The sequence below is a fragment of the Onishia taeanensis genome (assembly GCF_013349955.1).
Classification (GTDB): Bacteria; Pseudomonadota; Gammaproteobacteria; order Pseudomonadales; family Halomonadaceae; genus Onishia; species Onishia taeanensis_B.
On sequence record NZ_JABVXC010000014.1, the window covers coordinates 1 to 21,535 of the forward strand.

At 63.9% G+C, this 21,535-nt stretch carries 19 protein-coding genes and 2 pseudogenes; 16 read left to right on the plus strand and 5 right to left on the minus strand.

The genetic code is table 11. The features are described from left to right. Positions 1–396: 396 nt before the first annotated feature. Entirely contained in the window at positions 397–1,596 is a 1,200-nt protein-coding gene (gene tyrS / locus HUS66_RS14660) for a tyrosine--tRNA ligase (RefSeq protein WP_175071822.1), read from the minus strand. Between the two features lie 136 nt (positions 1,597–1,732). Here tyrS and HUS66_RS14665 point away from each other — a divergent pair, with 136 nt between their 5' ends. Then, positions 1,733–2,890 carry an anhydro-N-acetylmuramic acid kinase gene (locus HUS66_RS14665; protein WP_175071824.1) on the plus strand — a complete coding sequence of 386 codons (1,158 nt, stop codon included), beginning with the start codon at positions 1,733–1,735 and terminating at the stop codon, positions 2,888–2,890. A gap of 98 nt (positions 2,891–2,988) precedes the next feature. Here HUS66_RS14665 and HUS66_RS14670 read toward each other — a convergent pair whose 3' ends face one another. Then, positions 2,989–4,125, minus strand: a complete 1,137-nt coding sequence (locus tag HUS66_RS14670; RefSeq protein ID WP_175071826.1) for a PilT/PilU family type 4a pilus ATPase — start codon at positions 4,123–4,125, stop codon at positions 2,989–2,991. Positions 4,126–4,215: 90 nt separating this feature from the next. Then, the gene (locus HUS66_RS14675; protein WP_175071828.1) at positions 4,216–5,247 is read right to left on the minus strand and encodes a type IV pilus twitching motility protein PilT; all 1,032 of its coding nucleotides are present in this window, start codon (positions 5,245–5,247) and stop codon (positions 4,216–4,218) included. Positions 5,248–5,280: 33 nt separating this feature from the next. Between HUS66_RS14675 and HUS66_RS14680 the strand changes: the two genes are divergently transcribed. From HUS66_RS14680 to HUS66_RS14710, 7 genes are all read left to right on the plus strand, one after another. Continuing rightward, positions 5,281–5,991, plus strand: a complete 711-nt coding sequence (locus HUS66_RS14680; RefSeq protein WP_175071830.1) for a YggS family pyridoxal phosphate-dependent enzyme — start codon at positions 5,281–5,283, stop codon at positions 5,989–5,991. Between the two features lie 136 nt (positions 5,992–6,127). Beyond that, positions 6,128–6,952: a pyrroline-5-carboxylate reductase gene (proC, locus tag HUS66_RS14685; protein WP_175071832.1), complete on the plus strand. Its 825-nt coding sequence runs from the start codon at positions 6,128–6,130 to the stop codon at positions 6,950–6,952. Positions 6,953–7,060: 108 nt separating this feature from the next. Further along, entirely contained in the window at positions 7,061–7,651 is a 591-nt protein-coding gene (locus tag HUS66_RS14690; protein WP_175071834.1) for a YggT family protein, read from the plus strand. A 117-nt stretch (positions 7,652–7,768) separates the two neighbouring features. Then, positions 7,769–8,920: a homoserine O-succinyltransferase MetX gene (metX, locus tag HUS66_RS14695; RefSeq protein ID WP_175071836.1), complete on the plus strand. Its 1,152-nt coding sequence runs from the start codon at positions 7,769–7,771 to the stop codon at positions 8,918–8,920. Further along, on the plus strand, positions 8,920–9,522 hold the full coding sequence (metW, locus tag HUS66_RS14700; protein ID WP_175071838.1) for a methionine biosynthesis protein MetW: 603 nt from the start codon (positions 8,920–8,922) through the stop codon (positions 9,520–9,522). The genes metX and metW overlap by 1 nt, the downstream gene beginning before the upstream one ends. Before the next feature lie 82 nt (positions 9,523–9,604). Further along, the gene (locus HUS66_RS14705; RefSeq protein WP_175071839.1) at positions 9,605–10,045 is read left to right on the plus strand and encodes a DUF4426 domain-containing protein; all 441 of its coding nucleotides are present in this window, start codon (positions 9,605–9,607) and stop codon (positions 10,043–10,045) included. Between the two features lie 16 nt (positions 10,046–10,061). Then, positions 10,062–10,394, plus strand: coding sequence for a Rieske (2Fe-2S) protein (locus tag HUS66_RS14710; protein ID WP_175071841.1), 333 nt, complete (start codon positions 10,062–10,064; stop codon positions 10,392–10,394). Here HUS66_RS14710 and sfsA read toward each other — a convergent pair. Next, a complete protein-coding gene (gene sfsA, locus HUS66_RS14715; RefSeq protein ID WP_175071843.1) occupies positions 10,344–11,144 on the minus strand; it encodes a DNA/RNA nuclease SfsA in 801 nt (266 codons plus the stop codon). The genes HUS66_RS14710 and sfsA overlap by 51 nt on opposite strands. Continuing rightward, a complete protein-coding gene (locus tag HUS66_RS14720; protein ID WP_175071845.1) occupies positions 11,144–12,346 on the minus strand; it encodes a pyridoxal phosphate-dependent aminotransferase in 1,203 nt (400 codons plus the stop codon). The genes sfsA and HUS66_RS14720 overlap by 1 nt, the downstream gene beginning before the upstream one ends. A 268-nt stretch (positions 12,347–12,614) precedes the next feature. Between HUS66_RS14720 and dksA the strand changes: the two genes are divergently transcribed. The 8 genes and pseudogenes from dksA (at position 12,615) to folK (ending at position 21,533) form a co-directional block, all read left to right on the plus strand. After that, a complete protein-coding gene (gene dksA / locus HUS66_RS14725; RefSeq protein ID WP_112055897.1) occupies positions 12,615–13,052 on the plus strand; it encodes an RNA polymerase-binding protein DksA in 438 nt (145 codons plus the stop codon). Positions 13,053–13,192: 140 nt separating this feature from the next. Beyond that, the gene (gene gluQRS, locus HUS66_RS14730; RefSeq protein WP_175071847.1) at positions 13,193–14,086 is read left to right on the plus strand and encodes a tRNA glutamyl-Q(34) synthetase GluQRS; all 894 of its coding nucleotides are present in this window, start codon (positions 13,193–13,195) and stop codon (positions 14,084–14,086) included. A 124-nt stretch (positions 14,087–14,210) separates the two neighbouring features. After that, complete coding sequence (locus tag HUS66_RS14735; protein WP_175071849.1) at positions 14,211–14,387, plus strand: hypothetical protein; 177 nt, start codon at positions 14,211–14,213, stop codon at positions 14,385–14,387. Then, a complete protein-coding gene (locus tag HUS66_RS14740) occupies positions 14,377–17,382 on the plus strand; it encodes an ATP-binding protein (RefSeq protein ID WP_175071850.1) in 3,006 nt (1,001 codons plus the stop codon). Before HUS66_RS14735 ends, HUS66_RS14740 begins: the two co-directional genes overlap by 11 nt. Next, a pseudogene (locus HUS66_RS18140) lies at positions 17,360–17,623 on the plus strand (response regulator); the annotation flags it as partial. The gene HUS66_RS14740 and the pseudogene HUS66_RS18140, both read left to right, overlap by 23 nt. 132 nt (positions 17,624–17,755) lie before the next feature. Continuing rightward, positions 17,756–18,742 (plus strand): annotated as a pseudogene (locus tag HUS66_RS14745) (sigma-54 interaction domain-containing protein); the annotation flags it as partial. 885 nt (positions 18,743–19,627) lie between these two features. Next, the gene (gene pcnB, locus HUS66_RS14750) at positions 19,628–21,043 is read left to right on the plus strand and encodes a polynucleotide adenylyltransferase PcnB (protein ID WP_175071854.1); all 1,416 of its coding nucleotides are present in this window, start codon (positions 19,628–19,630) and stop codon (positions 21,041–21,043) included. A gap of 4 nt (positions 21,044–21,047) precedes the next feature. Continuing rightward, positions 21,048–21,533 carry a 2-amino-4-hydroxy-6-hydroxymethyldihydropteridine diphosphokinase gene (folK, locus tag HUS66_RS14755; protein ID WP_175071855.1) on the plus strand — a complete coding sequence of 162 codons (486 nt, stop codon included), beginning with the start codon at positions 21,048–21,050 and terminating at the stop codon, positions 21,531–21,533. Positions 21,534–21,535 lie beyond the last annotated feature (2 nt).

Consider the following 21,535-nt stretch of genomic DNA (forward strand, 5'->3'; position numbering starts at 1 on the left):
TGTCAACCCTTGCTGTTGTTGCTCACCGTAGATGACCGGGTGAACCAGCGGCGAGTTGAGCGCCGATCGAGTGGAGGTGCATTCTACCGTTTCCGGCGTTTTTGTCAATGCTTATCGACTCAAGCGAACCGAAAAACCCTAACGAAAACAAGTGCTTCCAACACCCTTCACCGCGTCCGACGTTTGCCCGTCGGCGGCAGCGGATGCGTACTTTACGGATTATCGACGGGCCACACAACCCCTTTCTTGCAAAAAGATGACGAAGAGGTTGTGGATAGGTGAAGGCGGCTGACCGGGTGTGGATAAATCGAGGAGCCAGACACGACAACGCCCGCACAAGGGCGGGCGTTTCAAGGACTGATAGAGAGGCGACTAACAGCCAATAGCGCCGATCGCTTAGTCGATGATCACTCGGGCATAGCGTTTCTTGCCAGCCTGAACCACATAGCTCGCACCGGTCGCCAGCATGTGATCGCGGGCGACTACCTCGCCGTCGACCTTGACGCGACCGTTGCCGAGCATGTCTTTAGCCTGGGCGCTGTTGTTGGCAAGACCTGAGCGGTTAAGTACCGCGGCGATCGGCGCCTGCTCGCTGCCTTCGAAGTCGACGTGCACTTCGGGCAGGTCTTCGGGCAGCTCGCCATCGGCTAACTGGTTGCCGGCGGACTTGTGCGCATTGGCCGCCGCGTCCTCGCCGTGATAGCGACCGACCAGCTCGCGCGCCAGCACCATCTTGATGTCGCGCGGATTGGCACCCTGCTCGACGTCGCGCTTGAGCGCCTCGATGTCTTCGTTGGACTTCAGCGACAGCAGCTCGAAATAGCGCCACATCAGGCTGTCGGGCATCGACACCAGCTTGTTGAACATGGTGCCTGGCGCATCATCAACACCGACATAGTTGCCCAGCGACTTGGACATCTTCTGCACGCCGTCCAACCCTTCCAGCAGCGGCATGGTGATCACCACCTGCGGTGACTGTCCGAAGTGCTTCTGCAGCTCGCGGCCCATCAGCAGATTGAACTTCTGATCGGTACCACCCAGCTCGACGTCGGCTTCCAGCGCTACCGAGTCATAGCCCTGCACCAGCGGATAGAGGAACTCGTGGATGGAGATCGACTGACCGCCCTGATAGCGCTTTTCGAAGTCATCGCGTTCGAGCATGCGCGCTACGGTACTCTGACCGGCAAGCTCAATCATGTCAGCGGCACTCATCGCGGAGAACCATTCGGCGTTGAAGCGTACCTCGGTCTTCGCGGGGTCGAGAATCTTGAAGACCTGTGCCTTGTAGGTCTCGGCATTGGCCTTCACCTCTTCCTCGGTGAGGGGCTTACGGGTGACATTCTTGCCGGTGGGGTCGCCGATGCGTCCAGTGAAGTCGCCGATCAGGAAGATCACCTGATGACCGAGATCCTGAAACTGGCGCATCTTGGTCAGCAGCACGCTGTGGCCCAGATGCAGATCCGGCGCGGTCGGATCGAAGCCGGCCTTGATGCGCAGGGGACGGCCAGACGCGAGCTTCTCCTTGAGCTCATCGGCCAGCAGAATCTCATGGGTGCCGCGCTCAAGCAGCGCCAGCGCATCAGCGACGTCGGACATCGTTACCGTTCTCCCCTCAAAAGCAGTTGATCGCCAGGCAAGGCTCCTTGGCATCTAGAGCAGGCCTGATAATGGGGGCAGATGGTAGCATGTCTTGCTCAATCGGTTGAGCGCCGGACACACCAGGGAGACAAGCATGCCACTGTTGATTGGATTGATGTCGGGAACCAGCCTCGACGGCATCGACGCAGCCCTCGTGACCTGCGGCGAGCCTGGGCCGGATGGAACGCAGGAGGCGCCGCGCCTGCTGGCCACTCATGAAGTCGCCATGCCTACGAGCCTGCGTGCGACCTTGCTTGAGCTCTGCCATGCTGACGCCGTGCGCTTTGCCGACCTGGCCCGCACCGAAGACGCCTTCTGCCGCCTGCAGGCCCGCGCCGTGAGCGAACTGCTGGCTGCGAGCAAGACCCCGGCAAGCGCGGTGGCCGCCATTGGTAGCCACGGCCAGACCATCGAGCACGCCCCCCTCGGGCATCCTGACAAGGACGCAAGCGCCCCCTATACCCTGCAGCTCGACAACCCCAGCCTGCTGGCCGAGCTGACCGGCTGCCCGGTGGTCGCCGATTTCCGGCGTCGCGATCTTGCCGCCGGTGGGCAGGCCGCACCACTGGCCCCCGCCTTCCATGCTGCGCTGTTTCGCCACCCCAACGACTGGCAGCTGGTGCTCAACCTGGGCGGCTTCGCCAACCTGACGCTGCTACCGCCTGTTACCAGTTCCGCCGAGGTGGTCGGCTTCGATACCGGCCCGGCTAACGTGCTACTGGACGCCTGGCATCAGCGCCACATGGGTACCCCTGTCGACAGGGACGGCACCTGGGCCGCGGGCGGACGGGTCATCGAACCACTGCTCTCTCGCCTGCTGGCGGACCCCTTTTTCACCATGCTGCCGCCCAAGAGCACCGGCCGCGAGGCCTTTCACCTCCCCTGGCTTGAGGCACGACTGGCCGGCAATGAGTCGCCCCAGGACGTGCAGGCGACCCTCGCCGAGTTGACCGCAGCAAGCGTGGCCTCCGGAATCGCCCAGGCCATGGCCCGCTATCAGGCACCCCCTCCCCGCCGACTACTACCCTGCGGTGGCGGCGCCCGCAATGCCGATCTCCTTGCACGGCTGGCCCAGCGACTGCCTCAGACAGAAATCAGCATCATCGACCAGGATGGCTGGAGCGCCGACTGGCTAGAGGCCGGCGCCTTCGCCTGGCTGGCCTGGCGACGCCTGGCTGGCCTGCCCGGCAACCTGCCCGCGGTCACCGGTGCCGCTGGCCCGCGGGTGCTTGGCGGCGTCTATTCACACTAACCCAGTCGTTGCGGCCATCCGCCCTGCCCGTAAACACCGACGGCCTCTGCACCACCCATGTGTGCCGGCACATGCCCTGAGGACCGATAAAGACATCGCTAGAAATCATCTCCACGCCGCAGCTCGAGGTGACGAGCGGCGCCCTGGGCGTCGGCCACCCCGCCCTCGTCGCCAAACTTGATCATCATGCGCAAATCGTTGGCAGAGTCGGCGTGAACCATGGCGATGTCCTCACTGATCACACCCTCCTGGTAGAGCTCATAGAGCGCCTGATCGAAGGTCTGCATCCCAAGGTCCCGGGAGCGGCGCATGATGTCCTTGATCTCGGCGACCTCGCCCTTGCGGATCAAATCGCCGATCAGCGGTGAGCGCAGCATGATCTCGATGGCCGCGCGGCGCCCACGATCCTGGGTGGGCAGCAGCTGCTGGGCGACAATGGCCTTAAGGTTCAGCGACAGGTCGAGCCAGACCTGATCGTGGCGCTCCGAGGGGAAGAAGTTGATGATCCGATCCAGCGCCTGATTGGCGTTATTGGCATGCAGGGTCGCCAGGCACAGATGACCGGTCTCAGCGAAGGTCAGCGCATGCTCCATGGTCTTGCGGGTGCGGATCTCGCCGATCAGGATCACGTCCGGCGCTTGGCGTAGCGTATTCTTCAGCGCCACCTCGAACGACTCGGTATCAATGCCCACTTCCCGCTGATTGATGATCGCCTTCTTGTGCGGGTGCACATACTCGATCGGGTCCTCAATGCTGATGATGTGCCCACCCTGGGTCTCGTTGCGCTGCTGAATCATCGACGCTAGGGTCGTCGACTTGCCAGTGCCGGTGCCGCCGACGACCAACACCAGGCCGCGCTTGGCGCCAGCCAGCTCACCGAGCGTTGCCGGCAAGTTCAGCGTCTCGAGCCGAGGAATCTCGAAGGAGATCCGCCGCAGCACCATGGCCGGCTGATTGCGCTGCTGGAAGGCGCTGACCCGAAAGCGCCCTCGTCCAGGAAGGCTCAAGGCAAAGTTGGCCTCCTGTTCAGAGGCAAAGCGTTCACGCTGGGCCGGCGGTAAGGCGGCCTTGACCAGCTCGGCCACCTGAGCCGGCGATAACACCTGCTCGCCCAGCGGAATAAGCTGCCCAGCCATTTTCAGGGTAGGTGGAGCATTCACCGAGATCAGGAGGTCCGAGGCTTCCTTATCGACCATGATCTCGAGCAGTTGCTGCAACCATTCGTTCGCTTTCATGATATTCCGCCTGCTCTCTATTTATGCTCGCTCAGAGCTGTTGGGCATTAGCGTGCATCAGGGCTTCAACTGACCGGCTCATCAATGGCCTCAGCCGAACACACCCTTGGCCACGGTCTGCGCCTCTTCGCGCATCACAACCCCATCGTTGACCATTTTGGCCAGGGCACTATCGAGAGTCTGCATCCCCAGGTTACCGCCGGTCTGAATGGCCGAATAAATCTGGGCCACCTTATCCTCACGAATCAGGTTGCGAATCGCCGAGGTCGCCACCAGGATCTCGTGCGCCGCCACCCGGCCGCCGCCAGCGCGTTTGAGCAGCACCTGCGAAATCACGCCCTGCAGCGACTCCGAAAGCATCGAGCGCACCATATCCTTCTCCGCCCCCGGAAAGACGTCGACGATGCGATCGATAGTCTTGGCCGCCGACGTGGTGTGCAGGGTGCCCAGCACCAGGTGCCCGGTCTCGGCCGCGGTCAGTGCCAGCCGGATAGTGTCCAGATCGCGAAGCTCGCCGACCAGGATCACGTCCGGATCCTCGCGCAGTGCACTGCGCAGCGCCGGTCCGAAACCGTGAGTATCGCGACTCACTTCACGTTGATTGATCAGGCAACGCTTGCTGCGGTGCACAAATTCAACTGGATCTTCGATCGTCAGGATATGGTCGTAGCGAGTGTCGTTGATGAAGTCGATCATTGCCGCCAGGGTGGTGCTCTTGCCCGACCCCGTGGGGCCAGTGACCAATACCAGGCCACGTGGGAGCTGCGCCATACGGCGGAAGACATCGCCCATGCCCAGCGCTTCCATGGTCAGCACCTCGGCAGGCACGGTGCGCATTACCGCTGCGGCGCCGCGGCCCTGCTGAAACGCGTTGACGCGAAAGCGTGCCACACCGGGCACCTCGAAGGAGAAATCCGTTTCCAGGAATTCTTCGAAGTCGCGGCGCTGGCGGTCACCCATGATGTCGTAGATCAGGGCACGCACTTCACGATCATCCATGGCAGGCACGTTGAGCCGGCGAATATCACCATCGACCCGAATCATCGGCGGCAGGCCGGCGGAAAGGTGAAGGTCCGATGCGTTCTGCTTTGCCGAGAATGCCAGCAGTTCGGTAATATCCATTAGATTCCTGCTCCCAGGTAAGGTCGATCCAGTATGACAGAGGTTGTGTTAACCGAAACCTTCGCCGCTGCCAAGTCGCGGCTCGGTGCAGCGCTTAGCGCCGCAGGCCGAGACCCGCAGGCCACCGAACTGTTGGCCGTCAGCAAAACCAAGCCCGCGGCGATGATTCGCGAGGCATATGGCCTCGGTCAGCGCCAGTTCGGCGAAAACTATCTGCAGGAGGCTCTCGACAAACAGGCCGAGCTTACCGATCTCGACGATATCATCTGGCATTTCATCGGCCCGCTGCAGTCGAACAAGACCCGCCAGGTCGCCGAGCACTTCGACTGGGTTCATAGCGTCGATCGTGAGAAGATCGCCAGACGCCTGGCCGAGCAGCGCCCTGCCGACCGGCCGCCGCTAAACGTCTGCCTGCAGGTCAATATCAGCGATGAGGCCAGCAAGGCCGGCGTCGCCCTCGAGGCCCTCGAGCCGCTGGCGGAGACGGTGCTATCGCTGCCGGGTCTGCGCCTGCGCGGACTGATGGCGATTCCCGCCCCAAGCGCTGGGTTCGCCGCGCAGCGAGCCCCTTTCGCCAGGCTGCGCGAGGCCCTCGAGGCACTCAAGACACGCTTCCCCGAGGCCGAGCTCGACACCCTGTCGATGGGCATGAGCGATGACCTCGAGGCCGCCGTCGCCGAGGGTGCGACCCTGCTGAGGCTGGGCACGGCGCTATTCGGCGCGCGGCCACGCCCAGCAGCCTGAGGCGATGACGCCGCTGACGGCATGTCGCACCCAAGAAACGACAGGCTGACGGGCACGCTAACATCGCGAGCAGAACAGGCACGGCGACTAACAGGTCAGGCAAACGGCCAACCAGACACCAGAAGAGGACTCCAGCATGGCGAGCAACGTGACTTTCATTGGCGCCGGCAACATGGCCAGCGCCATCTTCGGCGGCATGATCGAGAGCGGCTACCCCCGCGAGGCGATTACCGCCACCTCCCCCGACGACGCAATGCTGGCGCCGCTACGCGAGCGGTACGGCATCCACACCGAGACCGACAACAATGCCGCCGTGGCCACTGCAGATGTCGTGGTGCTGGCGGTCAAGCCACAGATCATGCACGACGTATGTGCGGCCATGCGCGATGCCGTCCAGGATCGCAAGCCGCTGATCGTCTCCGTCGCCGCCGGCCTGACCGCCGAGACCCTCGAGCGCTGGTTGGGCGGGAACCTACCGGTGATCCGCTGCATGCCCAACACGCCCTCGCTGGTGGGTACCGGCGCCAGCGGCCTCTATGCCAATCGTCTCGTCGATGACAGCCAGAAATCGATTGCCACCACCTTGATGGAAGCCGTGGGTATCGTGGAGTGGGTCGACGAGGAGGTACTGCTCGAAGCCGTGACCGCCGTTGCCGGCAGCGCCCCTGCCTATTTCTACCTGGTCTTCGAAGCGCTGGAAGAAGCCGGGGCCAAGCTCGGCCTGCCGGCTGAAAGCGCCCGTCGCTTGGCCGTGCAGACCGGCCTCGGCGCGGCTCGAATGGTTCAGCAGGGGGACGCCGACCCCGCCCAACTGAGGCGCAATGTGATGTCGCCGAACGGCACCACCGAACGCGCCGTGAACCACCTCGAAGAGGCCGGTCTACGCCAGATCTTCCTCGAGGCCGCCGAGGTCTGTGCCGCCCGCGCTCGCGAGATGGGCGAGGAGCTCGGCAAGCAGTAAATCGCCAAGGTGAAGGCGGGCGTCGACACGCCCGCCCATCTGTGAATCGCTGACGTCACCCCATTGCCATCGCCGTTCGTTGCCGTCTTTTATAAACAAGGAGCCCCCATGGGCAGTCAATTGGGAAGTGCCGGCCTGCTGCTGGTCAATACGCTGATCAACATCTATCTGCTGATGCTGATGATGCGCTTTCTGCTACAGGCCTCCCGCGCCGACTACTACAACCCGATCAGCCAATCGGTGGTCAAGGTGACCCAGCCGGTGGTGAAGCCCTTCCAGGGCTTCTTGCGCCCAGTGGGACGCTTCGACCTGGCCACCCTGGCGGCAGCCTTCTTGATCAAGGTGATCAGCATCATCCTGATCCTGCAGATCGCCGGCTACGGTATGCCGCCAATCGCCGGCATTGCCATCGCCGGGGTCGCCGCGCTGGCAAGCGGCATCCTCAAGATCTACTTCTTCGCCCTGATCGTGATGATCATCCTGAGTTGGGTGGCCCCTCAGGCGAGTCACCCGGGCGCACTGCTGGTCATGCAGCTGGTAGAGCCGATCATGGCTCCGGTGCGCAAGGTGATCCCGCCGCTTGGCATGATCGATCTGTCCCCGATCGTGGTGTTCATCTCCATCAGCCTGCTCGACAATCTGGTGGTCGGCTCATTGACCCGTGCCGCCGGCGTCTCCGGCGCCCTGGTGGGGCTGTGATCGATGCAGCGGTGAATGATGCGACTAAGACGGACAGGGCTGTGATTGACAGTACTGTGAGCGGGGCCGAGCGCCCCGCTAGCGTTTATTTTCTTCTGACAGGACACTGAAACCGCCATGCCCGAGCTTGCTTCCGATTCGGTCGGCGTGGTGGCGCCACAGACGGCCCACTTCGACGACCCTCTGGCCCTGGCCTGCGGCAAGACCCTGCCGAGCTACACCTTGGTCTACGAGACCTATGGCACTCTCAACGCCGATGGCACCAATGCGGTACTGATCTGCCATGCCCTGTCCGGGCACCACCACGCCGCCGGGCGCCATCATCAAGATGATCGCAAGCCAGGCTGGTGGGATGCCCATATCGGCCCCGGCAAGAGCATCGACACCAATCGCTTCTTCGTCGTTTCGCTCAACAACCTGGGCGGCTGCCATGGCAGCACCGGCCCGCTGAGCATCAACCCTGAAACCGGTCGCCCCTGGGGCCCGGACTTTCCGATGATGACGGTTAGCGACTGGGTGCACAGCCAGGCAAGACTCGCCGACCGGCTCGGCATCGAACGCTTCGCCGCGGTAGTCGGCGGCAGCCTGGGGGGCATGCAGGTGATGCAGTGGGCGCTGGACTACCCGGAACGCATCGCCCATGCTGCAGTCATCGCCGCCACCCCACGGCTCTCGGCCCAGAACATCGCCTTCAACGAGGTCGCGCGCCAGGCGATCCGCTCCGACCCCGACTTCCATGACGGTTGGTACGGCGAGCACGGCACCCTGCCAAGACGCGGCCTAAAGCTGGCGCGCATGGTCGGCCACATCACCTACCTCTCCGAGACGGCGATGGGCTCCAAGTTCGGCCGTGACCTGCGCCAGGATCTCGGGTATGGCTACGAAGTCGAGTTCCAGGTGGAATCCTACCTGCGCCACCAGGGCGACACCTTTTCCGAATCCTTCGACGCCAACACCTACCTGCTGATGACCAAGGCGCTGGACTACTTCGACCCTGCCGCGCCCCACGGTGGCGACCTCGCTGCGGCGTTGGCTCCGGCACAGTGTCCCTTCCTGGTGGTCAGCTTCTCGACCGACTGGCGATTCCCGCCCTGGCGCTCCCGGGAACTGGTCGACGCCCTGGTGCGTGCCGACAAGCCGGTCAGTTATGCCAACATCGACTCCCCCCACGGCCATGATGCCTTCCTGCTGCCCGAGCCCCGCTACCAGGCGGTGTTTGCGGGCTTCATGGCGCGCGTGGCCAGAGACCAGCAGTTGGAGGGCTCATAATGCGCGCCGATCTTGAACTGATTCATGGCTGGGTGCCCGAGGGCGCCCGGGTACTCGACTTGGGCTGCGGCGACGGCACCCTGCTCGACGCCCTCTCCCGTGACAAACAGGTCACCGGCTACGGGCTGGAGATCGATCCCGACGGCCTGACCGCCTGCGTCGCCCGCGGCGTCAACGTCATCGAGCAGAACCTTGACGAGGGGCTGGCCAATTTCGACGACAACGCCTATGACCTGGTGATCATGACCCAGGCCCTGCAAGCCTTGCGCCGCCCCGACCTGATGCTCGACGAGATGCTCCGGGTGGCCGGGGAATGCATCATCACCTTCCCCAACTTCGCCTACTGGCGCCACCGCCTGTATCTGGGCTTCAAGGGCTATATGCCGGTATCCAAGTCTCTACCCCATGCTTGGTACGACACCCCCAACATCCATCTGTCGACCTTCAATGACTTTGAACGCCTGTGCCGCGACAAGGGTCTGACCATTACGGACCAGGCAGTTGGCAACGGCGAGCACGAGGCACACTGGAGCTCGCGGCTATGGCCTAACCTGTTTGGTGAAACGGCGATCTTCCGCGTCAGCCGTGCAGGCGACGCCTGACCGCCACCAGGCCCTGCCTTAGGGGGACGTCATCATGGTGAAGCATCGCCACCGGTCAGACGGCCGGTCTATCAGTCGCGGGATGGTTTGGTTGTTTGGCCTTGCGCTGCTTGCCAGCGCGAGCCTGGGAACGGCCCAGGCCGAACAGCTCGAACGCTTTGGCCGCTACCAGGTCCACTACAACGCGGTGAACACCAGTTTCCTGACGCCGGAGGTTGCGGCGGCAAACGGTATCCAGCGCAGCCGAGTGCAGGCACTGCTGAACGTCAGCGTGCGCGAGGAACAGCAGAACGGCACCACTCGCCCGGTACAAGCCTCGGTGGAAGGCAGAGTCGGCAACCTGGCCGGCCAATCGCAGCCACTAACCTTTCGCACCGTGCGCGAAGACGGTGCCGTCTATCATCTGGCGACCTTCCGCATTCAGGAAGACGAGCCGATGCGCTTCGATCTGAGCGTGCGCTATGACCGCAATGCGTCACCTGCCAAGGTGAGTTTCATCCAGCGCTTCTATATCGACCGCTGAAACGACCGGAGCGCCCATGCGCGGCACCCTTCTTGCCCACCTTGCCGACCTCGACGCCACCGGCGGCCTGGCCATCGCCCTGCCCGATGGCCGGGCGGGCTTGCTGGTACGGGTGCATGGCCGGCTTTATGGCTATGAAAACCGCTGCCCGCACCGCGACAGCCGGCTCGATATCGACACCAATCGCTTCCTTGCGGATGGCGGCGAACTGATCCAGTGCGCCCATCATGGCGCCCTCTTTCTGCCGGAGAGCGGCGAGTGCGTGGCGGGCCCCTGCCAGTATGAATCGCTGGAACCGCTAGCGCTCAGCATCGACGACCAGGGCGGCATCCATCTGGCGCGTGAGTGATACCGGCAGGGGCCTCGCCAACCGAATGCCGACTGGCACGCCCCCCTGCCAGTCGACCTCACAGCCATAGGCCAGCACCTCGACGCCCGCGGCGACTGCCTCGCCCAGCGCCTGGGCATAGACCGAGTCGATGTGCGCCGCCGGGGCGACGTCGTCGATCCCGGTATGCGTCACGCAGAACAGCAATACCGCGCGCTGGCCTTCAGACGCCAGTCGGCTCAGCACCTCGAGATGTCGACGGCCACGCTCGCTGACCGCGTCCGGAAAATAACCGTGGCCGTCGGGCTCCCTGAGGGTGACCTGCTTAACTTCAACATAAGCTTCGACATAAGCCTCGACGTAAGCCGCGCTATCGGCGTCCGCGCCTGATTCGGCCAAGCGGAAATCGAGTCGCGCGCCCTCGACGCGCACTTCTCGCTTCAGCTCGGTGAGGCCCGCCAACGGTTCGATACGCCCGGCGCGCAGCGCTTCTTCGACGATTGCATTGGTGCGCCCGGTATGCACCGAGGCCAGCGCCGTACCGCCATCAGGCTGTGGCAGCGCGATCAACTCCCAGGTCCAGCCAAGCTTGCGCTTGGGATTGTCGCTCGGCGACAGCCAGACCCGGGCCCCGGGCACGTTCACTGCACGCATCGAGCCGGTATTGGGGCAGTGCGCCACCACCTCGCGACCGTCGTCGAGACGCACATCGGCAAGAAAGCGCTTGTAGCGACGAATCAGGATGCCGGGCATCAGGCGTGGGTAGTCCATCAGGGCCTCTCCGTCACCGACGGTCCGGACTGACGCGCCAGAAAGCGTCCGAGACGCGCCACGGCCTCTTCGAGACGCGCAATATCGGCGGTAAAGGCGATGCGGACATGATGCTCGCCACCGGTCACCGCGAAGTCGATGCCCGGAGTGATGGCGACGTTCTCTTCCTCCAGCAGGCGACGGCAGAAGGCCAAACTATCTTGACTGTAGCGGCTGATATCGAGCCACAGGTAGAAGGCCCCCTGAGGGGGCAACGCGGGCGCCAGCCCCAGGCCCGCCAGCCCTTCCAGCAGCGCATCGCGGCGTCGATGCAGCTCACGACGGCGGCGCTCCAGCTCGTCGCGGCATTCCGGCGTAAAGGCGGCCAGAGCAGCATGCTGGGAGGGGGTCGGCGCGGCGAGAAAGACATTCTGGGCGAGTCGCGTCAGCGGCTCCACGGCGTTCTCCGGCGCTACCAGCCAACCGAGGCGCCAACCGGTCATGCCGAAATACTTCGAGAAACTGTTGACCACGTAGGCCTCGGGCGCCACGGCGGTCGCCGACACCGGGGCCACGTCATAGGTCAGGCCCTGATAGATCTCATCGACCAGTAGCGCCCCCTGTCGCGCGGCCACGGTCTCGGCCACCGCGGCGAGCTGGCCTGCATCCAGGGTATGCCCGGTGGGGTTGGAGGGCGTGGCCAGCATCGCGAGCCTGGTCTCATCGCGCCAGTGGCGTTCGATCAGTGCGTCATCCAGTTGCCAGCCGCTGTCCGGGCCCACCGCCACGGTATCCAGCTCGGCCTCGGCCAGTGCCATGAAATGCCGATTGCAGGGATAGGTCGGATCGGCCATCAGCACCCGATCGCCGCGTTGCACCAGCAGTTGGCTGGCCAGCAGCAGGGCCCCGGAGGCCCCCGGAGTGACGATGATCCGCGTAGGGTCGACCCGGGCACCGAAATGCTCGGCGTAGTGGCCGGCGATGGCCTCGCGCAGCGCCGGCAGCCCAGCGGCGGGCGTATACCGGGTATGGCCCGCTGCCAGCGCCTGTTGGCCGGCAGCGATCACCGGCGCTGGCGTCGGAAAATCGGGCTCGCCGATCTCCAGATGAATCACGTCATGACCCGCCGCCTCGCGAGCCTGGGCAGCCTCGAGCAGGCTCATGACCCGAAACGGCTGAACCCGATCCAGCCTGTCACTGAACGACCCGGCACTGAACGACATAGACGACTCCCTAAAGCGACCCCACTCGTGGCCAGGATGAGTGGCTAGAATAAGCGACCGATGGCGAGAAACACTGGACGTCGCCAACAGGCGGCACGGTCAATACGGTATGGTAACCGGTTAACGCAGCGCCTCTACAGCAAAGAAGGTGTCACAACGGTTGCGTTCGCGGCTTTTTTTCGCTAAATACACTGGGTTTTGGGCCCGCGATGGATAGCACCCTTCGAACGGGTATCGGCCCCAGTCACTCGAGTAATGAGGCAGCCACATGCCAGCAGCAGCACAAACCCCGGAAGCACTCAAGCGATTCACCCCGTACGAGCCGGCGCCGGGTGAAGAGTATATGAACGACAAGCAGCTAGCGCACTTCCGGCAGATCCTGCTCGACTGGAAAAAGGATTTGATGGAAGAAGTGGATCGCACCGTGCGCCACCTGCAGGAAGACGCCAACAACTACGCGGACCCGGCGGATCGTGCCACCCAGGAAGAAGGCTTCAACCTGGAGCTGCGTACCCGAGATCGCGAGCGCAAGCTGCTCAAGAAGATCAACGAAACCATCGACAAGATCGATGAGGACGACTACGGCTTTTGTGAAGCCTGCGGCGTCGAGATCGGCATTCGCCGCCTCGAGGCGCGCCCCACTGCGACTCAGTGCGTCGATTGCAAGACTCTGGCCGAACTCAAGGAAAAGCAGCTCGGCGGCTGACTGCAGCTTGCCCGCCAGGCCTGCGCGGCCACCTTGGCCATCTTCGACGGGCACCCTCGGGTGCCCGTCGGCGTATCCAGCGCCCCTTTTTGAGCGCCCCCTTTCCAGTTCCCTTGCCACGTGTTCCGATGAGCCCTGCTATGAACGACTACCGCGGACGCTTCGCCCCCACTCCCTCCGGCCCCTTGCACTTCGGGTCGTTGGTCGCGGCGCTGGGCAGCTACCTGGATGCCCGCAAGGCAGGAGGCCGTTGGGAAGTGCGCATAGAAGACATCGATCCGCCACGCTGCCCAAAAGGCGCGAGCGATACCATCCTGCGCCAGCTCGAGGCTTTCGGCCTTCACTGGGACGGCCCGATACGCTACCAGCGAACGCGCAACAGGGCTTACGCGGCGGCTCTGCAACAACTCGCTGACGCGGGGCTCGCCTATCCCTGCAGCTGCTCGCGCAAGCAGTGGCGGGATTACCCCACCTATCCCGGCTGGTGCCGCGACGGTCCCTGCGACCCCAAGGCGCCCCTGGCCTGGCGGCTGCGCAGCGACCTTGGACTGCGACCGGTGGTCTGGCACGACCGCCTCTACGGTCGACAGTGCCTGGACCCGGCCGACCTCGGCGACGTGGTGCTCAAACGCAAGGACGCCCTCTGGGCCTATCAGTTGGCGGTGGTGGTCGACGATGCCGACCAGGCGATCAGCGATGTGGTGCGCGGCGTCGACCTGCTCGACAATACGCCCTGGCAGCGACAGCTGCAGGCTGCCTTGGGGCTGCCTGAGCCCCGCTACCTGCACCTGCCGCTGGTGATCGGCGATGACGGCCAGAAACTCTCCAAGCAGAACCTGGCCCGGCCGCTGCCCGAAGACGAGCGCGTCCGCCCGCTGCTGCATCAGGCCGTCTCGGCGCTCGACCAGACGCCAGCCCCCGCTCTTGCCACCGCACCGGTCGAGGATCAGCTGGCTGCCGCCATCGCCGCCTGGGACCCCACGCGACTGACCGCCGGCAGTACATCCGTGGCTCCGAACTGGCCCGCTGCCTAGCCCAGAAGAGATAACCGACGCTGAGTAACGCCAGTTGCCCGGTCGTTGGATCGACTAAGGCGCCCGGCGAAGTCGGCTCGCCAAACAGTACGAGCACCACGGGCGTCAACCTAAGGAGAGGTCCATGTACGTCTATCGCATCATGCTGTTGCTGGTCTTCGTCGGCTACCTGCTCTCACCGGTGCTGATGAATGGCTGGGCCAGCCCCGATAGCGTCTGGTATCGCCCTTTCGTTATCTGGGGGGTGCTGATCGCGCTATCGCTATGGCTGGAGCAAAAGAGGGCCCTGGATGAGGGTTGAAGGCCTGTCTCCCTTACTGCTGGTAGGCGGTGGCTATCTGGCACTGCTTTTCCTGTGTGCACTGGCGGTAGAACGGCGCTGGTTCCCCTCGCGCCTCGTGCACCATCCGGCGATCTATACCCTGGCGCTCGGCGTCTATGCCAGCGCCTGGGCGATATATGGCAGCATGGAGCTAGCCGGCCGGGTCGGCTATGGCTACCTGGCCTACTACCTGGGGGCGGCCGGCGCCGTTCTACTGGCCCCGGTGCTGCTGCTGCCGATCCAACGCCTGACCCGCACCTATCAATTGGCCTCACTGGCCGACCTGTTTGCCTTCCGCTTCCGCTCGCGCTGGGTCGGCACTCTGGTCACCGTGATCAGCGCCATGGCGGTGTTGCCGCTGCTGGCACTGCAGGTGCAGACCCTGGGCCAGGCGATCCAGCAGCTCACGGGCACGGCGTCGCCAGCGCTTGCGGCGCTAGGGTTCTGCCTGGTGATAGCCGTGTTCGCGGTGGTCTTTGGCGCGCGTCACACCCACCTCAACGCCCATCAAGACACCCTGCTTGCCGTGATCGCCGTTGAGTCGCTGGTCAAGCTCGCCGCCATGCTGGCGCTGGGGGCCATCGCCCTGTTCGGGATCTTCGACGGCCCCAGCGACCTGCAGGCCTGGCTCGAAGGCCCGGGGCTTACCCATCAAGCCGGCATCAGCGAGCTCGATGCGGGGCAGTGGCGCACCCTGTTACTGCTATTTTTCGCCGCCGCCTTCCTGATGCCGCACATGTTCCACCTGACCTTCGCCGAGCGCCTTTCCTCGCGTGCGCTGCTGCAGGCCGGCTGGAGTCTGCCGCTTTATCTATTGCTGATGGCCCTGCCGGTGCCGCTGATCCTGTGGGGCGCTCAGCGCGCCAGCATTGCCCCGCCGGGTCTTGAGAGCGCCTATCTGGCCTTCGCCCTGTCCGCCTCACCGTGGGTCGATGCGCTGGCCTTCCTGGCCGGCCTCGCCGCGGCCAGCGGCACCCTGATCATCATAGCCCTGGCCCTGTCAGGCATGATCCTCAATCATCTGGTGCTGGTCGCTCACCCACCGGATCACCGGGGCGACCTATATCGGTGGCTGCGCTGGCTTAGGCGGGCGCTGGTGGTGGCGGTGATTCTTTCCGGCTGGCTCTACTATCGCACCCTGGGCCTTGCCCATGACCTGACCACCCTCGGCATCGCCTCCTTTTCCGGCATGGCTCAATGCCTGCCGGGGCTGTTAGCGCTGCTCTACTGGCCCGGCGCCAATCGCAAGGGCATGGTCAGTGGGCTACTGGTGGGTACGGGTCTTTGGGTGCTGGGCCTGTGGCTGCCGCTGGTCACCGAGCTACCGCCCTGGGTGCTGGTACCGCCCGGCCTGGAGAGCCTGTCGAGCGCGCCTGCCTGGTATAGCGTCACGCTGGTGGCGCTGGCTGCCAACGCGGTGATCCTGATTGTCGTCTCGCTTTTGACGCGCACCTCGGAAGGCGAACGAACCGCCGCCGAGGCCTGTGCCGCGGACCCGGTGATTCGACCCAAGCGCCTGCCGCTTAGCGTCAGCCACGGCGAAGACTTCAAGCATCATCTCACCCCGGCGCTGGGGGCCGATGTCGCCGGGCGCGAGGTCGAGCGCGCCCTGGCATCGCTCGAGCTGACCTCCTGGGAGCACCGCCCCTATGCGCTGCGCCGGCTGCGCGATCGTATCCAGGCCAACCTTTCGGGACTGATGGGCCCGTCGGTGGCCCAGGACATCGTCGATCGCTGCCTGCCCTATCGTCGCAACGGGGCAGGGCTGGGAAAAGAGCCAGTCGACGATATTCACTTCGTCGAAAGCCGCCTGGAAGCCTATCGTTCGCGCCTCACTGGCCTGGCCCGAGAGCTCGACGGCCTGCGCCGCTACCATCGCCGCACCCTCACCCAGCTCCCCATCGGCCTGTGCGCCTTCGGCGACGATGATGAACTGCTGATGTGGAACGATGCCCTGGCAGCGCTCTCCGGCATCGATGGCGAGCGCGTCGTCGGCGCCCACCGAGACAGCCTGCCGGCGCCCTGGGCCGAACTACTCGGCCGGCTGCTCAGCAACGGCCAGCGCCACCTCTACAAACAGCCGGTGACGCTTGCCGGCAGTACGCGCTATCTGAGTCTGCACCAGGCTACGCTGGATACGGATGACGACGCCTATGGCGGCCGAGTGATCCTGATCGAGGATCACAGCGAGATGAAGTGGCTCGAGGACGAGCTGGTGCACGCCGCCCGGCTGGCCTCGATCGGCCAACTGTCCGCCGGGGTCGCCCATGAAATCGGCAACCCCATCACCGGTATCTCATCGCTGGCCCAGAACCTGCGCTATGACACCGATGACCCTGCGCTGCTGGAGACGGCCGACCAGATTCAGAGCCTCACCGAGCGCGTCTCGCGCATCGTCGGCTCGCTAGTCGGCTTCGCCCACGGCGGCCATCAGGACAACACCGGGCGCTATGCCACAGCCAAGCCTCGCGAGCTGACCGACGAGGCGCTTCACTTGATTCAGTTGGCACGCACGGGCCAGGATGTGACCTATCACAATCATTGCCCCGCCGACCTCGAGCTGGAGGCTGATGTCCAGCGGATGGTCCAGGTGATGATCAACCTGCTTGGCAACGCTCGCGATGCAAGCCCCGCCGGTGGTGCGATCGAGATCGACGCCCGGCGCCTTGAGGATGGCGAGGGCCGTAATGGCATAGAATGGAGCGTGACCGACGCCGGCACGGGCATCGACGCCAGGGTCCGCGATCATCTTTTCGAGCCCTTCACCACCACCAAGGCGCCTGGCGAGGGCACCGGCCTGGGCCTTGCCCTAGTCTATGGCATCCTAGCCGAGCATCAGGGACGGATCCAAACCGAATCGCCCCCCACCGGGCGCGAAAGCGGCACCCGCATCGTCATGTGGCTGCCTGTCAGCAGGCGGCCACTGAGCAAAGAGGACAACGAGCTCCCCCATGAGCCGGATTCTGATCGTTGAAGACGAAAGCATCATCCGCAGCGCTCTGAAGCGGCTGCTGGAGCGCCATGGCCACGAGGTCAGCGAGGCCGCTTCGGTGGCCGAGGCAGAGGCGTTGGATCCCCAGGGTTTTTCCTTGGTGATCAGCGATCTACGCCTGCCCGGCGACCCTGGCACCGCGATGATCGAGCGTGCCGCACCGGTGCCGGTGCTGATCATGACCAGCTACGCCAGCATGCGCTCGGCGGTCGATGCCCTGAAACAAGGCGCGGTCGACTACATTGCCAAGCCCTTTGACCATGACGAGCTGCTCGAGACCGTGGACCGGGCGCTGCGTGAGCATAGCGTCGAGCCCCCGGCGTCTGAGCAGGCAGGCGAGGCTGTACCTCAATCGATGATCGGCGACTGTCCGGCCATGCAGGTGGTCTATACCCGGATCCGCAAGACCGCTCCGGCCGACGTCACGGTGCTGATCCAAGGGGAGTCGGGCACCGGCAAGGAACTGGTGGCCCGCGCCATTCACCGCCAGAGCAAGCGCACCAAGGCGCCGCTGATCTGCGTCAACTGCGCGGCGATTCCCGAGACCCTGATCGAATCCGAACTATTCGGCCATGAGAAGGGCGCCTTCACCGGCGCCAGCGCGGCCCGCACCGGCCTGGTCGAGGCTGCCGACGGCGGCACCCTGTTTCTGGATGAGATCGGCGAGCTGCCACTGGATGCCCAGGCCCGGCTGCTGCGTGTGCTGCAGGAAGGCGAAATCCGCAAGATCGGCTCGGTAGAGACTCGTCACGTCGATGTGCGCCTGATCGCCGCCACCCACCGCGACCTCCAGGCGCTGTCGAAGACCGGCGAATTTCGCCTCGACCTCTACTATCGCCTCAACGTCATGCAGATCGACCTGCCGCCGCTACGCGAGCGCGATGACGATATCCTGACCATTACCGACGTGCTGCTCGAAGCCGCCTGCCGCCGCCATGACCGCCTGGGGCTCAAGTTATCGCGCAGCGCACGCCGCGAGATCCGCGACTACCTCTGGCCCGGCAATGTCCGTGAGCTCGAGAACGCCCTGGAGCGGGGCGTGATCCTTGCCGAAGGCCATCTGATCCATCCCGATGACCTGGGCCTGCGCCCCGTGTCGACCTCGGCTCGTCCCACCGCCAGCCCCGCAGCGACGATGCGTGACGGGGCGATGGCTGAGGACATCAACGAGGAAGACCTGTCGCTGGAGGACTACTTCCAACACTTCGTACTCGAGCATCAGGCAGAGATGAGCGAAACCGAACTGGCCCAGAAACTCGGCATCAGCCGCAAGTGCCTGTGGGAACGCCGGCAACGCCTGGGCATCCCCAGAAAGCGCAGCGCCCGCAGCCGGCAGGCCTGATCAGGCCTGCTTTTTCGCCTCCACACGACCATGGTCTAAGCGCCTGCGAGTTCCATTCGCAGGCGCTTTTCCTCATCATGGCAGCCATCTCTGCACCAGTTGTTACCATCCCACACAAGAAATGCCCCAGTATGCGGCACCAGGGGTAACACAATTGATGTGCATATCAGGCGGAACTGATTAGAAAAAATATAACACACTGATTTTAATGAATTTTCTTAAACATGGCATGAGCAGTGCAATGTTTAAGGTAAGAAAAACAACAGCCGGACGTCACTGAGCACTCGTGCCAACAACAACAAGAACGAGCTCTCAGACACCGCCAACAGCCCAATAACAACAATGCTGATGGCGCGACACGGCACCCATGATGGCAATGCCGCTAACAATAACAACGACAAGCCATCCCGGTGCAGCTCGACCACAACAACAATAATTGCGGTCGAGGGTCCGGAAAGCTGACCAGGACGAAACGCATCCCGACGGGGCATAACAACAACAAGCCCGCACGCGATGCACCTCCGGTAACAACAACAACACACCGGAGGCAGGCAAATTCTCTGCCGTCGTGGTTGGACTATTGTTTTGAATACGAGACGGTCGCCATCAGGAAGGTCGACAACAACAAGAATCTTGCTTGCCTGAACCAGCTTTGGTGACTGTGGTGCGTATTCAAGGCGATGCGCCATCACGAAGAAAAACCAACAGCAGGGATGCTGATTTCAAGCTTACAGGGGAGGCCAACTGGCCTCCCCTTTCTGCGTCTGGCGGCCATGGCCACTGAGACATTGATTGCACCACCCCGTTCCCCAACCAGGCAATGGTTCCCAAGGTGTCGGTGGTCGGCTACACTTGGGTTTTGCCTTAGCGAGTCGATTTCGCTGCATGTTCAAAGGATTTACCCGCTTTCTACAAGCCCCCGGTGAGCGCTTGAAGTCGCTTTTCAGCCCTCAGGACCCTGCCGGCCAGACACCCGCGCTGCGCGTGATTCCCCGCGATGACCATGACGTTTCCCGCAAGCTCTTCTCCGATGCTGCGCTGAAGGTTCTCTATCGCTTGCACAATGCAGGCTTCGAGGCGTACCTGGTCGGCGGTAGCATCCGGGACTCTCTGCTCGGCAAGACGCCCAAGGACTTCGACGTCGCCACCGATGCGACTCCCGAAGAGCTGCGCGACCTGTTCCGCAATTCACGCATCATCGGGCGGCGCTTTCGCATCGTGCATGTACGCTTCGGGCGCGAGGTGATCGAGGTCACCACCTTCCGCGGACGCCCTGGCGACGACCATGGCGGTCAGCAGTCACAGCAGTCACAAGACGGCCTGCTGCTGCGTGACAATGTCTGGGGTAACGTCGAGGAAGATGCGCTGCGCAGGGATTTCACCGTCAATGCGCTCTACTACAACATCGCCGACTTCTCGATCCATGACTGGGCGAACGGCGTGCGCGACATCGAATCGCGCACACTTCGCCTGATCGGCGATCCGGCGACCCGCTATCGGGAAGACCCGGTGCGCATGCTGCGCGCGGTGCGCTTCGCCGCCAAGCTCGACTTCGACATGGATGCTGCCACCGAGGCGCCGATACGCGAGCTGGCTCCGCTGCTGCTGCAGATTCCGCCAGCCCGACTGTTCGACGAGATCCTCAAGCTGTTCCTGGCAGGCCATGCCTTGGACACCTTCCATGCGCTGCGCCATCACCGCCTCTTCCCGATGCTCTTTCCGGAAGCCGACGAGGCCCTGGAGGTCTTGCCCTGGGCCGAGCAGCTGATGGAACGGGCACTTGCGAATACCGATGATCGCATCCGGCGTGACCGGCCGGTCACCCCGGCCTTCCTGATCGGCGCCCTGCTGTGGCCAGCCGTGACGCTTCGCCATCAGGTGCTGCTGGATGACGGCATGCCCGCAGTACCGGCACTGCACACTGCCGCCCAGCAGGTGGTGGGCCGTCAGCTCAAGCATGTCTCGATCCCCAAGCGTTTCAGCATCCCGATGCGTGAAATCTGGGACCTGCAGATGCATCTGCCCAAGCGCCACGGCAAGCGAGCCTTCCAGACCCTCGAGCACCCACGTTTCCGGGCCGCTTACGACTTTCTGCTGCTGCGCGAGGAAGCCGGTGAGATCGAACCCGGCCTGGGTACCTGGTGGACTGCCTTCCAGGATGCCGACGAACACGAACAGCGCCGACTGTTGCAGAAACTCGGCAGCGACCCGGCCGGCAGTGGTGGTGGCAAGAAGCGCAAGCGCCGTCCGCGCAGGCGCAAGCGCAATGCGGCACCCTCAACGTCGGGCCAGCAGGACTGAGCGCATGCTGTCTCACGCCTATATCGGCCTTGGCAGCAATCTCGATGGCCCGCGAGATCACGTAGAACGAGCACTTGCTGAGCTCGATGGCCTCAAGCTGACTCGCCTGATGGCCGCGTCATCCTGTTACGCGAGCCGTCCGGTGGGCCCCCAGGACCAGCCCGATTTCATCAATGCCGTGGCCCACATCGAGACCCGGCTATCACCGCTCGCGTTACTCGATCAGTTGCAGGCCCTCGAACAGCGCCACGCCAGGGTGCGGCGGCGCCACTGGGGGCCGCGCACCCTGGACCTCGACCTCTTGCTGTACGACGACCAGTGCCTGAGCCACCCCCGTCTCCGCCTTCCGCATCCCGAGATTGCCAGACGCGCCTTCGTGGTAGTGCCCCTACACGAGCTGGCACCAAGACTCGAGCTCCCGGGCCAGGGCCCTTTGGTGGCGCTCCCCGCTTGGCAGGACGCCGACGACTTGCGGGCCCTGTTACCCTAAAG

Bases quoted from the DNA above. Each gene is read 5' to 3' on its own strand.
- tyrS (WP_175071822.1), bottom strand. From the start codon at position 1,596: ATGTCCGACGTCGCTGATGCGCTGGCGCTGCTTGAGCGCGGCACCCAT.
- HUS66_RS14665 (WP_175071824.1), top strand. From the start codon at position 1,733: ATGCCACTGTTGATTGGATTGATGTCGGGAACCAGCCTCGACGGCATC.
- HUS66_RS14670 (WP_175071826.1), bottom strand. From the start codon at position 4,125: ATGAAAGCGAACGAATGGTTGCAGCAACTGCTCGAGATCATGGTCGAT.
- HUS66_RS14675 (WP_175071828.1), bottom strand. From the start codon at position 5,247: ATGGATATTACCGAACTGCTGGCATTCTCGGCAAAGCAGAACGCATCG.
- HUS66_RS14680 (WP_175071830.1), top strand. From the start codon at position 5,281: ATGACAGAGGTTGTGTTAACCGAAACCTTCGCCGCTGCCAAGTCGCGG.
- proC (WP_175071832.1), top strand. From the start codon at position 6,128: ATGGCGAGCAACGTGACTTTCATTGGCGCCGGCAACATGGCCAGCGCC.
- HUS66_RS14690 (WP_175071834.1), top strand. From the start codon at position 7,061: ATGGGCAGTCAATTGGGAAGTGCCGGCCTGCTGCTGGTCAATACGCTG.
- metX (WP_175071836.1), top strand. From the start codon at position 7,769: ATGCCCGAGCTTGCTTCCGATTCGGTCGGCGTGGTGGCGCCACAGACG.
- metW (WP_175071838.1), top strand. From the start codon at position 8,920: ATGCGCGCCGATCTTGAACTGATTCATGGCTGGGTGCCCGAGGGCGCC.
- HUS66_RS14705 (WP_175071839.1), top strand. From the start codon at position 9,605: ATGGTTTGGTTGTTTGGCCTTGCGCTGCTTGCCAGCGCGAGCCTGGGA.
- HUS66_RS14710 (WP_175071841.1), top strand. From the start codon at position 10,062: ATGCGCGGCACCCTTCTTGCCCACCTTGCCGACCTCGACGCCACCGGC.
- sfsA (WP_175071843.1), bottom strand. From the start codon at position 11,144: ATGGACTACCCACGCCTGATGCCCGGCATCCTGATTCGTCGCTACAAG.
- HUS66_RS14720 (WP_175071845.1), bottom strand. From the start codon at position 12,346: ATGTCGTTCAGTGCCGGGTCGTTCAGTGACAGGCTGGATCGGGTTCAG.
- dksA (WP_112055897.1), top strand. From the start codon at position 12,615: ATGCCAGCAGCAGCACAAACCCCGGAAGCACTCAAGCGATTCACCCCG.
- gluQRS (WP_175071847.1), top strand. From the start codon at position 13,193: ATGAACGACTACCGCGGACGCTTCGCCCCCACTCCCTCCGGCCCCTTG.
- HUS66_RS14735 (WP_175071849.1), top strand. From the start codon at position 14,211: ATGTACGTCTATCGCATCATGCTGTTGCTGGTCTTCGTCGGCTACCTG.
- HUS66_RS14740 (WP_175071850.1), top strand. From the start codon at position 14,377: ATGAGGGTTGAAGGCCTGTCTCCCTTACTGCTGGTAGGCGGTGGCTAT.
- pcnB (WP_175071854.1), top strand. From the start codon at position 19,628: ATGTTCAAAGGATTTACCCGCTTTCTACAAGCCCCCGGTGAGCGCTTG.
- folK (WP_175071855.1), top strand. From the start codon at position 21,048: ATGCTGTCTCACGCCTATATCGGCCTTGGCAGCAATCTCGATGGCCCG.